A 13,770-nucleotide genomic window follows, 5' to 3' on the forward strand; every position below is an offset into this window, starting at 1 on the left:
CCGTTGGTAATTTGTGTTCCGTTATGGAACAGAGTCCTTGGCTCTATTCTCGCTCTAGACACCGCTGAGAGGTGTCTAATGCATCAGTTCATCGGCCTATTTGCCATCTTCGTCACGCTGGCCGGCGTGCTCCACACCTGGGGTGCGCCGCGCTGGGCGATCGCCGGCCTCTGCCTGATCGGTCTCCTCGGCGCGTCGCCCACCGTCGTTGGCATTCAGCCAAAAGTGGCCCCGTCGCCGGTGTCCCAGGTGCAGTCGCTCAACGATGCGATGCAGCCCGTCTTCGAAGGCGTCTGGGACCCGCTGCGGCCCGGCCGGCTGCTGACGACGTCCCGGTAGCGTCTCCGGTCCGCGCGGCCTCCGCCGCGGGCCGCGGGTCCCGTCAGACAGCCCGCGCCGTACCCTAGAAGGTCGAGCGCGCCTCGATGCTGGAATAGTACCCGGAGCCCTGCACCCGATCCCGGACGTAGCCGGCGGCCACCGACATCTGGACGGGTCCGAAGCGGACGCCGGTCAGGTGGGCGCCGATCCGGTACTGGCGGAAGAAGTCGTCGCCGAGGAACAGCGCCTCGGGTCCGATATAGACGCCGTCGGCAAGCATGTAGCCGACGCGCAGGCGCGAGTAGTAGGCGTTGAACTTCGTCGAGTACGAGCCGTAGGCCGAGACCATGGTCCGGTCGGTCGGCGTCGCGTAGAAATTGCCCGCGACCTTCAGCCCGACGCCCGTACCGACGACCGGGTTGCCCGGATCGGGAATCGACAGCTGGTTGCTGCGGACGTTGAAGCCGATGAACCCTGCGAGGGCCGCGTCCTTCCAGACCCACTCGTAACCCGCCTGCAGGGCGCCTTCCTGCTGGTAGCCGGTGACCCGCGTCGCGACGGACCGGCCGGGATACGAGTAGGTGCCACCGATGGCGTCCACGCGGACCCGCAGGCCGTCCCGGGTGGGTGAGCCGTTCGGCGCGGCGGTCACCGTCACGGAGCCGAAGGCCGAGCTGTTCGACGTGACGCTGGTGGATCCGTCGACCGCGACGGCCCAGCTGTCGTCGACCGCCTGCTGCGAGGCGCCCGTGTACCAGTCGGCGCCGGCGCTGCGCGCCGGGAGGTCGGCGGCGGCGGCCTGCGTGGCGGAGGCCGCCGCGCAGGCGCACGAGAGGGCCAGAACGGTCGTGAACGGAGTGCGAGGACGTCGGGCAGCTGGTTCCGCAGTCCCGCCCATATTCGAAAGCTCCGTTAAGGTACGATTTACGCTTTAACCAACACTCGTCGACAATAGTTAACATCCACTTTTGGAAGGACTGCGTTTCGAGCAAGGCGTCCGCGCCGAGAGCGAGCGCGAGAACCGCGCGGTCGCTGCGTCGGGCGGAACGCGCGGCGATCAGGCCGCGCGCGCGCGGACCGCGGCGTCGAGGACGACCTGCAGGTCCTCGTTGCGGAAAGGCTTGTCGATCCGCAGGAAGGCGTCGGCCGAGCGCGGCAGCTGGCCGTGTGGGCTGGCGAGGATGACCCGAATCTGCGGGTACCGCTCGACCACGGTGGCGGCGAGCTGGAGGCCCGCCATCACCGGCATCGATTGATCGACGATCATCGCGTCGAAGGCGGCGTCGCGGGCGAGGATCTCGAGGGCGTGCGCCCCGGAGGCGGCCTGGACCACCGCGTGGCCGAGATCGGCGAGCACCTCTGCGACGCTGGCCCGCACGAGGCCGTCGCTCTCCACGAGCAGGATCTTCAGCCCCGCCGCGCGGATCGGAGGGAGCGTGGCGACAGCCGGGGGCGCGGCGGGCAGCCAGAACTCGGCCAGGAACGGCTCGGCGCCGGTCCCGTCGCGGATCAGGCGCCAGTGGCCGCCGGTCTCGGTCACGAGCGCCGCGGCCGCCGCGAGGGTCGGGCCTGCTGCCGTCGGCAGCGGCGCGGCCTCGGGTCGGCGACCGCTGCTGACGAGCACGCGCACGTAGGCCGCAACTTCCGCCGCGGCGCCTATGTCCTCGGGGGTGCCCTCGACGGCCGCGATGGCGAAGCCGGCGAGGCCGGCGTCGCGAATATGGAAGGCCAGGTTGAGGAGCAGCAGCTCCAGCACGCGCTCGCTGCACAGGACGGGCGGCAACCCGGCGGGGATGCGATTGAGGACCGGCATCTCGCCGAGGGCGTTCGCGGCCAGGAACGGCAGGTAGCCCTCGAAGGTGGTGGCGAGGTCGGTCTCGGCGAGGGTGATGCCGGTCTCGTCGCCGCGCACGAGGTGCAGCATCCGACGGGTGAGCGCCGCGCCCCGGCGCGCGCCGGCCGTCGCCCGCCCGACCAGCCGTTCCTGGTCGTCCCCGAGGGGGTGGCGCCGCGCCAGCAGCGTGAGATTCGTCAGGACGACGGTCAGGACGTCGTTGAACTCGTGGACGATGCCGTCGGTCACCCGCCGCAGGACGAGGTTGCGACGCGGCTCGACGGGCTGCGGCAGGGTCGCCCCCTCGCCGCCCGGCAGCTTCCGCATCAGGGCGAAGAGCCGCCGGTCGCCCCTGGCGTCGGCGAGGCACAGCAGCCTCACCTGGACCTGCTGCTCCGGCCAGTCGCGGAGGTGCAGGGTCACGTCGTGCGGGCCGTCGGCCGCGAGGGCGGCGTCGCGCGCCCGGTCGAGCACGGGCCGGTCCTCGGCGACGAAGCAGGCGGCGAACGGGGCGGCGACGGGGGCCCCGTCTTCGCCGGCCGCGCTCCGCGAATCCAAGAGGGTCCGGCCGGTGTCCGGATCGATCTCGCAGCAGGCCCAGCCGGAGACCGCCTCGAAGGTGGTCAGCCGCGCCTTGAGGCGCGCGACCTCGGACCCGGCGCCGGCCATCTGCAACCCGGCGCTGCGGCGATGCCCCGCGAAGACGTCCGAGAGCGCCGCGAACTCGCCGATCCACGTGCGGGGCGCTTCGGTCTCGCCGGCGGTCTCGCCCTCACCCCCCAGGAGGCGGCGCAGCGGTCGCGTCAGCCGCTCTCCCGCGACGAAGCCGAGCGCCGCCGCGCAGAGGACCAGGGCGAGCCCGGCGCCCAGCATCCGCCAGTCCGGCGACGCGGCGAGCGCCGCGCCGGAGGGCACGGCCTGCGCCGTCACCAGCCATCCCGGCGAGCCGATCTCGGCCGCGAGACGCATCGGCGTCGTGATCGAGACGGCCGTCGTCCGGAACGGGCTCGGGGTCCCCGACAGGACCCGGCTGTCCGGGGTGGCGACGAGGAAGCCGAGGGTCTCGGGCAGCGCCGCGGCGCGCCGCACCTCCTCCTCGACCTTGGTGAGATAGCTCGGGTCGGCGTCGAGGCGCAGCAGGCCGTCCTGACCGCGCTCGCCCAGCGCGACGGCGGTCCCGAACGGCGAGTCGGCCTCCGCCCCGTCGCTGACCACGATGACCCCGGCCGCGCGGCCGCGCAGGAACCAGGTCTGCCGCGCGACGCTGCTGCCGACGCGGCGCTCGTCCCGGGCCGCCAGCACGGTACCGTCGGGCGCGACGAGGACGGCGTCCCGGTAGACCGGGTTGAGGTCGAGCCACCCGCGCAGGCGCGCGGCGCGCTGGTCGGCGGAGAGCAGGCCCTCGTCGTCGCGGAGCATCAGGGCGGCGTTGCGCGCATCGACCACGGTCTGCCGCAGCCGCGCCGCGATGGCGGCGACGTAGGCGCGCGAGGCCGAACCGACCATCTCCTGCGGGGACGCCGCGGGTCCGGGCCGCGCGGCCGGGACGACGATCAGGACGGCGGCCGCGAACCCCGCCGCCGCGGCGATCGCCACCTGCAGCGCGTTGAGCAATCCGAGGGAGATCTGCAGCGGCTTCGCGGTCATCCGTACGCCCGGGGGTCGGTCCCGAGCGAGGCGCGATTTTCGTTAAGGGTCGATTAAGCCCCGCGGCGCAACCCGGCCGTACCACCCGACGCGGGCGCGGTCCGCCGGGCGGGTCGTTCCGACTATCCGTGGCGCTCTGCGTCGCCTGCGCCGCACCGAAGCCGGTTATAGCGAAGCTTTAGAACGGAATATTAATGTAGTCGGCGCAACTGCGCGTCCCGATCCCGCTCTCGCAGCCCGATCGACTTCGCCGTGCCGGGCATCATCTGGGTTGCCCGCATTCCTAAGTTAACTGTAATTTCCGGCGAAGTGGAGTGGGCTGGATATTACGAATGGGTTTGTTCATTGACCATCATCGCTGTACAAACCCGGCGGTAGAGGCGTTGCACCTCGATCCGAGGGATTTTTGGCCCGGGAGGCTGTAGCGTGAGGCAGGCGTTGCGTTGGCTGGCCTGGGTTGGGGCGACAGTCGCCAGCCTCGCCCTGCTCAGCCAGCCGGTCGGGACGCAGGCCCAGCTCGCCATGAGCCTCGCCGCCATGGCGGTGATGATCGTGCTGTGGGCCGTGCTCGACGGGCCGCGCACGCGGTTCGTCTTCATGGCGCTCGGCAGCCTCGTGGTGCTGCGCTACATCCTGTGGCGGCTCACCAACACGCTGCCCTCGCCGGGCGACCCGGTCAGCTTCGGCTTCGGCCTGATCCTGCTGGTGGCCGAGCTCTACTGCGTCTTCATCCTGTTCGTCAGCCTGATCATCAACGCGGACCCGCTGCGGCGCGAGCCGCCGCCGGCTGCCCCGGCCGCCGACCTGCCCACGGTCGACGTGTTCGTCCCGAGCTACAACGAGGATGCCGCGATCCTCGCCATGACCCTGGCGGCGGCGCGACAGCTGAACTACCCGCCCGAGAAGCTCACGGTGTGGCTGCTCGACGACGGCGGCACCGACCAGAAGTGCAGCGATGCCGACCCGGCCAAGGCCGCGGCGGCGCGCGCCCGTCGGGGCGAGCTGCAGGCGCTCTGCGACGAGCTCGGCGCCCGCTACCTCACCCGCGCCCGGAACGAGCACGCGAAGGCGGGCAACCTCAACAACGGTCTCGCCCATGCCCGGGGGGACCTCGTGGCGGTGCTGGACGCCGACCACGTCCCGTTCCGCTCGTTCCTGACCGAGACCGTCGGCTATTTCGCGCAGGATCCGCGCCTGTTCCTCGTGCAGACGCCGCACGCGTTCCTCAACCCCGACCCGGTCGAGCGCAATCTGCGGACCTTCGAGCGCATGCCCTCGGAGAACGAGATGTTCTACGCGGTCACGCAGCGCGGCCTCGACAAGTGGAACGGCTCGTTCTTCTGCGGCTCGGCGGCCCTTCTGCGCCGCACCGCCCTCGACGAGGCCGGCGGCTTCTCGGGCATCACCATCACGGAGGATTGCGAGACCGCCTTCGAGCTGCACTCGCGCAACTGGAACAGCGCCTACGTCGACAAGCCGCTGATCGCCGGCCTGCAGCCCGACACACTGGCGGACTTCATCGGCCAGCGCTCCCGCTGGTGCCAGGGGATGTTCCAGATCCTGCTGCTGAAGAACCCGGCCTTTCAGAAGGGGCTCAAGCCCATTCAGAAGATCGCCTACCTCTCCAGCATGACCTTCTGGTTCTTCCCGATCCCCCGGCTGATCTTCATGTTCGCGCCGCTGCTGCACATCTTCTTCGACCTGAAGATCTTCGTGGCCAGCGTGGACGAGTCGATCGCCTACACGCTGACCTACATCATCATCAACTTGATGATCCAGAACTACATCTACGGCAAATTCCGCTGGCCGTTCGTGTCGGAGCTCTACGAGTACATCCAGGGCGTCTACCTGGCCAAGGCGATCGTCTCGGTCATCGCGTCGCCCCGCAAGCCGACCTTCAACGTCACCAACAAGGGTGCGACCCTCGACCACGACCACATCTCGTCGCTCGCCCTTCCGTTCTTCCTGATCTACCTGCTCCTGATGCTCGGCTGCGCCGTCGCGGCATGGCGCTACCTGTACGAGCCCGGCGTGACCAACCTCATGCTGGTGGTCGGGCTGTGGAACTTCTTCAACCTGCTCACCGCGGGCGCGTCCCTCGGGGTCTGTGCCGAGCGGCGCCAGCTCGAGCGCACGCCCTCCCTGGCGATCGATCGCCGGGGCGTCCTCACGGTCGCCGGGCACAGCGTCGACGTCTCGATCGAGCGCGTCTCCGCCGAAGCCTGCACCCTGCGCCTCCTCGGCGGCGCCCTCGATCCGGGGCTCACGCGCCCGCCGCTGCGGGGGACGCTCAACGTCGAGCCGACGGCCGGCGCGCGCCGGACCGCGCCGCTGCCGGTGCACCTGGACCAAGCGACGCGCGACGGACAGGAACTCGTCATGCGGGTGAACTTCGGCACGCTGGCCATCCGCGACTACCCCGCGCTCGCGGGACTCATGTACGGGGACGCCGAGGCGATGCGGCGCTTCCAGCTGCGGCGGCGGCGGCACAAGGATATTCCCACCGGCACGCTGCAATTCGCGTGGTGGGGCTTGGTCGAGCCGTTCCGCGCGCTCCGCTATCTTCTCGCGAGCCGGCGCCCCAGGCCCGTCGAGATCGAGGAGGCGCCGATCTACGACGCACCGCACGACGCCGCGGCGCCGGTGCCGGCTCCGGTGCCGTCCGTCCCGGCACCGGCGGCCCCCGTTGCGGCGCCGTCGCTGCCCGCGACCGCTAAACCCACCGACATCGAGAGCGGGGACGACTGGGTCCGCTTGATGATGGATTACGAGAACGAGCGCACCCTGGCCGAGCTTCGCGGCCGGCGCACGAGCGCGGCGTGACGGCGATGGGTGCTCGGCTCCGCCTCCCCGTGCTGGGACTGCTGCTCGGTCTCGCGAGCGTTCCTGCCCTGGCCCAGAGCTTCCTGGGCTCGGGGCCGGCGGAACGGCTGACGGTCCCGCCGAGCGGCAACGCCCTGCGCGCGCCGTCCGAGGACGGGGCGGGCCCCGCGCGCCGGCCGGACGCGTCGGCGACGGAGACGCGGCCGACCGCGCGCCCGTCCGAGCCGCCCCGGACCGCCGCGCCTCAGACGGTGCCGCGCGCGGCGATCCAAGCGACCATCGCGCCGGCGCGCCGGCTTCCGTCCGGCCCGCGCGGCTTCCGCCTGACCGGGGAAGAGGATTCTCTGCGCTACCCCGTCTACCTCACCGAGGCGCAGACGCGGGGACCGGCACGGCTGCGCCTCTCCTACCTGTCGGCGATCTCGGTGGCGCCGGAGAGTTCCGAACTCGCTGCCTTCGTCAACGGGACGAAGGTCGGCTGGACCCGCATCCAGGCGCCTGGTGCCGTGAAGGTGGTGGAGTTCGCCATCGGCGACGGCGTGCTGAAGCCCGGCTACAACGCCGTCACCTTCACCGCCAGCCAGCGCCACCGCGTCGACTGCTCGGTCGGCGCGACCTACGAATTGTGGACGCAGATCGATCCGTCGCGATCCGGCCTCGTGGTCCCGACGGCGACCGACATGGACGTCCGGTCCCTCGCCGCGGCGGAGCCGGACGAGAGCGGCGCCCTGCCGATCCAGGTCATCCTGAACGAGCGTCCGAACCTGGCCCGCCTGGAGCGGATGATCGAGGCGGTGCAGGCTTTCGCCCTCGTGGGGCGGGTCGCCCGTCCGACCGTGACCTTCGGCCCTCCCCTGCAGGGCCGGAACGGCATCAACCTCGTCGTCGGTACCGCCTCCGAGATCGCCGGCGTCGAGGGCGTTCCCGAGCTGGGCCCGATCAGCGGGCCGCGCCTCGCCATCCTGCCGTCGCGGCCGAACACACCGCCGACCCTGGTGGTCACCGGCGCCCGCGACGAGGACGTCCGTCAGGCCATCACCAACCTCGCCGTTCCGGCCGACACCGGGACGCCGGGCGGGCTCAAGGCTGTCCAGCTCTTCCGCGGCTACATGGTGCACGGCGGCGAGAACCTGACGCTCGACCGCCTCGGCGTGACGTCCCGCGAGTTCTCGGGGCGCCTGCTCCATGTCGGCTTCGCCCTCCGCTTTCCCGGGGATTTCGTCCCGGCCGATTACGGCAAGGTGATGCTCCACCTGGCCGGGGCCTACGTGGCCGGGCTCTCCTCGGAGGCCCGCATCGTCATCGACATCAACGGGCGCAACGCGGCCAGCGTCCCGCTGCCCGACGGGCGCGGCGAGGTGTTCGACGACAGCGCGATCCCCCTGCCCTTCAGCCTCTGGCGCCCGGGGGTGAACCACGTCGAGATCTCGGCGCAGTTGCCGAACGCCGCCGATCAGGTCTGTGACACCCTCAGCCCGGCGGCCAAGCAGGCGCGCTTCCTGTTCCTCGACCGCTCGCGGATCGAGATCCCGCATTTCGCCCGGGCGGCGCGCAGCCCCGACCTCGCGGCGATCAAGGGGGGCGCCGTACCGTTCGTCGTCCCTGGGCAGCGCGCGCGCCTCGTGCTGCCGACGCCCGACCGCGACAGCGCCGACGCGGCCGCGACCCTCGCCGCCCGACTGGCGATGGCGGCCGAGCGCGTCATCGATTTCGAGGTCGTGACCCAACAGCAGGTCGTGTCCGACACGAGCCAGCTCGTGGTCGCGCCCGCCCGCGCCCTCGACCCGGCGCTCCTGGAATCGGTCGGTTTCGATCCGCAGCAGGTCCAGCGGGTCTGGGAAGGCCGCGCCGACATGGTCGCCACCCCGGGTCAGTTCGGTCCCGAGGGCGTGCTCACCCTCGATCGCCTGCGCCGCAACCTGCCGATGCGCTGCGCCCTGCCGACGCTGATCCCGCAGGTGCGCCCGGCGCAGCCCGCCCCAGCCCAGCAGGCGCCGCAATCCCAGGGCCCGACGAGCGCCGGGGCCGCCCCGACGCCGCCGCCGGCCACCCCTCCGGGCTCCGCGTCGGACCGCGAGCTCATCGACCGCTGGGAGGCGTCGACACGCGGCTCGCGCCAGATCTGGGCGGCCCTGGACAGCGTCTGGAACGAGATCACCGGCACGGTGCGCTCCCTGCGCCAGACGATCACGGCGCAGGTGAAGCCGGACGAGACGGTCGAGGTTCCGGCCACGGCCTCGCTGCTCATCGCCGAGGGACCCCCGGTCCAGGCGAGCAACACCGTGATCGTGACCGCGCCGAACGCGTCGCTGCTGAAGGCGTCCGTCTCCTGCCTCGTCGACCCGGTGGTCTGGGCGAGGCTCGGCGGCAGCGCCGCCTTCCTCGACGCGTCGAACGGCACGCTGGTGACGTCCCGGCCCGAGCGGATCGAGATCGTCGAGACGCAGCCGCGATCTCTGCCGAACCTGCGCCTCGTGTCCGCGGCCTGGCTGTCGATCAACACGGAATACTACGTGGGCATGACCCTCGCGATGGCTCTCTGCCTCGGCCTGGCCACCACGAGCCTCGTGCGCAACGTCGGCAGGAAGAATCCATGAGCCGCCGCGCCCGCACCCCCCTCGCCGCAGCTTTCCTCGCCGCGGCGATCCTGCCCGCGGCGGCCGCCTCGCCCCAGGACGAGCCCGCCGTGCCTCCGAGTACCGCGCAGCCGGGCACGCCGCCCGCGCAGGCGCCCCGGACCGCGACCCAGGGGCTCGCCGGCAAGCTCGGCAACGACGCCGCGTGGCGGGCCTACCGCGCGCGGTTCATCACCGACCAGGGGCGCGTGGTCGACACCGCGAACGGTCAGATCAGCCACAGCGAGGGCCAGGGCTACGGCATGCTGCTCGCCGTGGCGGCCGGTGATCGGGTCAGCTTCGAGCGGATCTGGGGCTGGACCCGGGCCAACCTGATGGTCCGCGGCGACGAGTTGCTGGCGTGGCGCTGGTCACCCGACAAGCGTCCGGCGGTGAGCGACATGAACAACGCCACCGACGGCGACATCCTGATCGCCTGGGCGCTCACCGAGGCGGCCGAGGCCTGGAACGAGCCGAGCTACCGGACCGCCGCGCGCCGGATCGCCATCGAGTTCGGGCGCAAGACCATCCTGTTCCGGGACGCGCACGGGGCGCTGCTGCTCCCCGCGGTCTCGGGCTTCTCGGCGCGGGAGCGCCCGGACGGTCCGCTGATCAACCTCTCCTACTGGATCTTCCCCGCGTTCCCGCGCCTCGCCCTCGTCGCGCCGGAATACGACTGGGCGGCCCTGACGCGCAGCGGCCTCGCCCTGCTGCGGCAGTCGCGCTTCGGTCCGAGCAACCTGCCCACCGAGTGGATCTCCGCCAAGGAGGCGCCGCGTCCCGCGAACGGCTTCCCGCCGCTGTTCTCCTACAACGCCATCCGGATCCCGCTCTACCTCGTCTGGGCGGGGCTGGTGCGGCCCGACGACCTCGCGCCGTTCCAGGCCCTGTGGTCGGGCGCCGATCGGGAACGGCTGCCGATCGTCGACACCGGCGACGGGCGGAAGGTCGAGTGGCTCACCGAGGCCGGCTACATGGGGCTCCCGGCCCTGGTGGCCTGCGCCCTCGACGGGACGCCCTTCCCCGAGGATGCACGCGGCGACATCGGCAACCAGAACTACTACCCGGCCACTCTGAGCCTCCTCGCCCTGACCGCGGCCCGCATGCGTTACCCGTCATGCCTGAAGTCCTGACCGGTCGTCCGCCGGCACGCCTCCGACCGGCCGCGCCCTGCCTCCTGATGCTGGCGCTGACCGCCGCGCCGGCCGCCGCGCAGGTCGACGCGCGACCCGGTCCCGCGCCGCAGTCTCCCGCCGCGCCGACACGGTCCGAGCCCCGCATCGTCTACGGCGACGGCCCGCGCGCGCCGGCGATCCTGGCCGACCCGGCCACGTCGCGCACGACCGACATGGTCGACGAGAGCGCGCTGCGCTACTACGCGGCCCAGAAGCAGACGGCTCGGATGAAGGCCGAGATCGCCCGCCTGAAGCGGCTCTATCCCGGCTGGAACGAGCCGCCGGACCTCAACGCACTGCAGCCGAGCCCGCCCGAAGAGGCGCCCCTGTGGGACCTCTTCACCGCGGGGCGGTTCGACGACCTCCGCGCGGCGATCGTCGCGCGCAGGTCGATCGACCCCGCGTGGCAGCCCTCCGAGGAGCTCGCGCGCAAGCTCCGCCGGGCCGAGTTCCGGTCCCGGATCACGGCGCTCACCGGCAAGGACGCCGACGCGATCATCGACCTCTACCGCGCCGATTCCGGCGCCCTCGACCCGCTCGACGTCCAGAGCGTCTGGATGGTCGCCGACGCCCTGGGCGATACCGGCTCGGGCGACGAGGCCTTCGAGCTCTACAAGTCGATCCTCGACGGCAACGCCGATTCCGGCGTGCGCCTCGCCACCATCCAGAAGGCGATGGCGCATCTGCGCATGGCGCAGGCGGAGCGCCTGATCGAGATGGGGCATCGGGGCGCGAACGGGGCGTCGGAATTCGACGCGATCCGCCTCGACATCACCCGTGCCCGGATCGCGGCCTTCCTGCACGAGGAGAGCGCCGAGACCCCGACCCCCGCCGATCTCGCGGCCTTCCAGGCCGTCGCCCGCAAGAGCGGCGATCCCACCCAGACGAGCCTCCTCGGCTGGTACGCCTACAAGCGCCGCCAGTTCCGGGAGGCGCTCGAATGGTTCAAGCAGGCGATCGCCCGGGGCGGCGACGCGATGGTCGCCCACGGGCTCGCTCTGACCCTTCGCCAGCTCGACATGGCGCGCGAGGCCGAGGAGGTCGCCTACGCGTGGCGCGACAAGTTCGTGGGCAATGAACTGCTCTACATCGACATCCTGGAGCAGAAGCTGACGCTGCCCCGCCCGCCCGCGATCGAGCCCGCGCGCATCGCCCGCTACGCCCAGGTCGTGACGGCCTCCACCTCGGGCGAAGGCGCCCAGGGGCTGGCGTGGTACGCCTACAATTCCTGCCAGTTCGACACGGCGCTGGAGTGGTTCCAGCGGGCCGTCGCCTGGATGCCGAGCGAGGGGACCGTCTTCGGCTACGCCCTCACGCTGCAGCGTCTGAAGCGGCAGCGTCCGTACCTCGAGGTCGTGAACCGCTACGACGGCCTCTTCGCGAAGGTGGTCGACCTGCTGTTCCGCGAGAATGCCGGCGGGTCGCCGCTGCCCTGCGACCCCGTGCCCGCCGCCACCGGGCCCGCACCCGGGCGGCACGCCGCGCCCGCGGCGCGGGTCGAGACGCCGCCGATCAACCGGGTGCCGCGGCCGGACCTGCCGCCGGCCGGCGCGGACGCCAAGCCCCTCGCCGTGCAGCGCAACGAGTTCCCTCTGGCGGTCTCCATGGAGAACGCGCTCCGCTACCCGCCGCCGGGGCTCGTGCGAGTCCTGGCCGAACCCGTTCCCGCGGGGACCTACGCCCGCGAGCCCGCGACCCCGGCGCCGCCCCTGGTGGCCCGGCGCGTGCCCGGCGCGGGCCCGATGCCCTACGAGCGGTTCGGCTACGCCCTGCTCCCGGACTATCGCGGCGTCGACAAGCCCGAATTCCTGTCGCCGCCCGCCGCCGGGACCCTGTGGCAGGACCACCAGGCCGAGCGCGGGCGACCCGAGAATTCCGAGGCGAAGCGGTTCCAGCTGCCCGCGCGCTCGGCCTACGACACCTCCGCCACGACCGAGCGGACCACCCCGTGAGGCGCGCGGCGATCCGTACGGCCCGGCTCTGCGCCCTGGCGTGTCTCCTGCTGCCCGCCGTCGCGCGGGCGCAGACGGTCCCGGTCCTGACCCTGCCCGGCGCCGGGACGCTGACCGCGGTGATCGAGACGCGCGAGCGCGACGGGTTCGACCAGCGGCTGCGCTATGCCGGCGGCGACGGTCGCAACCACGCCGAGATCGCCCTGCGCCGGGAGACCGCCGACCTGCTCCTCGCCTTCCCGCCGCGGCTGGCCAAGCCCAGCGAGTTCGGGATCGCGGGGGAGATCGCCGTCCGGTTTCCCGGGCAGGCGATGACGGTGCGGCCGCCGCTGCGGAACGCCTACGGCCCGGTGGGCATCGCGCTCGGCGCCGACTGCCTCTACGCGTGGCAGTGGATCGAGGCCGGACGCGGCGCCGCGTCCGCCGGCGGGCAGCCGCCCGCTCTGTTCCAGGCGGAGCCGCTCGCGCGCCGCGCGATCTCCCTGCGGATCCGGCTGTGCCGCACCGCCGAGGCCAGCCTCGGCGACCTCGTGCGGGCGGTGGAGGGCCTCAGGATCGCCCTGCCCGGCACCCGCCCCCCGCCGGTTGTCGCGCGCGTCCCGCCGCGTCGGGTCGCGCCGCGGGCCGCCGTCCGCCGCCCGAGCCGGCCGGCCGCGGCCGAGGCACGCCGAGACGAGGTTCCGCCGGTGCGGACGCCGGCCGCGTCACCGCCGCAGGTGCCCGTGGCGTCGCCCGTCGCGCCACCCGCGGCGCCGCCCGTCGCGCCGCCGGCACCGTCCCCGAGCGCCGGGGCGCCGGATCAGAAGCGCTACATCGTGCCGCCGACCCCCCAGACCCCCGCGCCGGTGCTGCCGGAGCCGGGCGGCCAGCGCTACATCACCGAGGGGAGCGGCAGCGGGATCGCACCGAAGCCGGCGCCGGGGCAGGCCCCCGGCGAGACCTTCTTCCGCGACCTGCCGCCGGAGGCCTATCGGCCGCCGAACTGAGTTCAGGTCCCAGCGCCCGCCTCGGATCTGAGCCGTCAGAGCACGAAACGCCCGAGCTCGTTCGCCGGGAAGGTTCGGAAGCGCCGGTATCCGCCCTGCACGGCCTGGGCGAGGGACGCGACGCCCGCGAGATCGCCCGCCTCGGCCCTGCGGGAATCCGCCTCGGTCAGGACGAGGCCCACCGTGATCGAGACCGCGCTGATCGCGACCGGCACGGCGAGAACGTGTCGGCCGGTCAGCCCGTCGGAGGCGACCACGTCGACCGCGTAGAGGCTGAACAGGTAGGTGCGCTCCGCGATCAGCGTCCGCGCCTCCGCCAGGACGTAGCGCGGCTCCTCCCCCGGCAGCCGGCGATATCGGGAGATGTCCGGTGCCATCGCTCCCCCGAGCGGCGAGCCTTGGCGGATTCAGGCGGCG

Annotated in this window: 9 protein-coding genes; 6 read left to right on the forward strand and 3 right to left on the reverse strand. The window is 72.5% G+C overall.

Translation table 11 applies throughout. From position 1 onward, the window contains the following. The first annotated feature begins 78 nt into the window (after nt 1-78). Entirely contained in the window at nt 79-339 is a 261-nt protein-coding gene (locus ACLBX8_RS02585; RefSeq protein ID WP_447714566.1) for a hypothetical protein, read from the forward strand. 64 nt (nt 340-403) lie between these two features. Here ACLBX8_RS02585 and bcsS read toward each other — a convergent pair whose 3' ends face one another. Further along, nucleotides 404-1,219, reverse strand: coding sequence for a cellulose biosynthesis protein BcsS (gene bcsS / locus ACLBX8_RS02590; protein WP_132366300.1), 816 nt, complete (start codon nt 1,217-1,219; stop codon nt 404-406). Between the two features lie 159 nt (nt 1,220-1,378). Beyond that, a complete protein-coding gene (locus ACLBX8_RS02595) occupies nt 1,379-3,802 on the reverse strand; it encodes a response regulator (protein WP_447714567.1) in 2,424 nt (807 codons plus the stop codon). Nucleotides 3,803-4,228: 426 nt separating this feature from the next. Between ACLBX8_RS02595 and bcsA the strand changes: the two genes are divergently transcribed. The 5 genes from bcsA to bcsN are packed head-to-tail and all read left to right on the forward strand — an operon-like array spanning nt 4,229 to nt 13,353. Then, the gene (gene bcsA / locus ACLBX8_RS02600) at nt 4,229-6,625 is read left to right on the forward strand and encodes a UDP-forming cellulose synthase catalytic subunit (protein WP_447714568.1); all 2,397 of its coding nucleotides are present in this window, start codon (nt 4,229-4,231) and stop codon (nt 6,623-6,625) included. Between the two features lie 5 nt (nt 6,626-6,630). Beyond that, complete coding sequence (locus ACLBX8_RS02605) at nt 6,631-9,222, forward strand: cellulose biosynthesis cyclic di-GMP-binding regulatory protein BcsB (protein WP_447714569.1); 2,592 nt, start codon at nt 6,631-6,633, stop codon at nt 9,220-9,222. Further along, a complete protein-coding gene (locus ACLBX8_RS02610) occupies nt 9,219-10,373 on the forward strand; it encodes a glycosyl hydrolase family 8 (RefSeq protein ID WP_447714570.1) in 1,155 nt (384 codons plus the stop codon). The genes ACLBX8_RS02605 and ACLBX8_RS02610 overlap by 4 nt, the downstream gene beginning before the upstream one ends. Further along, nucleotides 10,358-12,367 (forward strand): hypothetical protein, encoded by a 2,010-nt coding sequence (locus ACLBX8_RS02615; protein WP_447714571.1) that lies wholly within the window; start codon nt 10,358-10,360, stop codon nt 12,365-12,367. The genes ACLBX8_RS02610 and ACLBX8_RS02615 overlap by 16 nt, the downstream gene beginning before the upstream one ends. Continuing rightward, nucleotides 12,364-13,353 (forward strand): cellulose biosynthesis protein BcsN, encoded by a 990-nt coding sequence (gene bcsN, locus ACLBX8_RS02620; RefSeq protein WP_447697819.1) that lies wholly within the window; start codon nt 12,364-12,366, stop codon nt 13,351-13,353. The genes ACLBX8_RS02615 and bcsN overlap by 4 nt, the downstream gene beginning before the upstream one ends. 35 nt (nt 13,354-13,388) lie before the next feature. On the opposite strand, the gene ACLBX8_RS02625 is transcribed toward bcsN, so the two are convergent. Further along, entirely contained in the window at nt 13,389-13,730 is a 342-nt protein-coding gene (locus ACLBX8_RS02625; protein WP_447697820.1) for a hypothetical protein, read from the reverse strand. Nucleotides 13,731-13,770: the final 40 nt, after the last annotated feature.

This window comes from Methylobacterium sp. D48H (genome assembly GCF_053345715.1).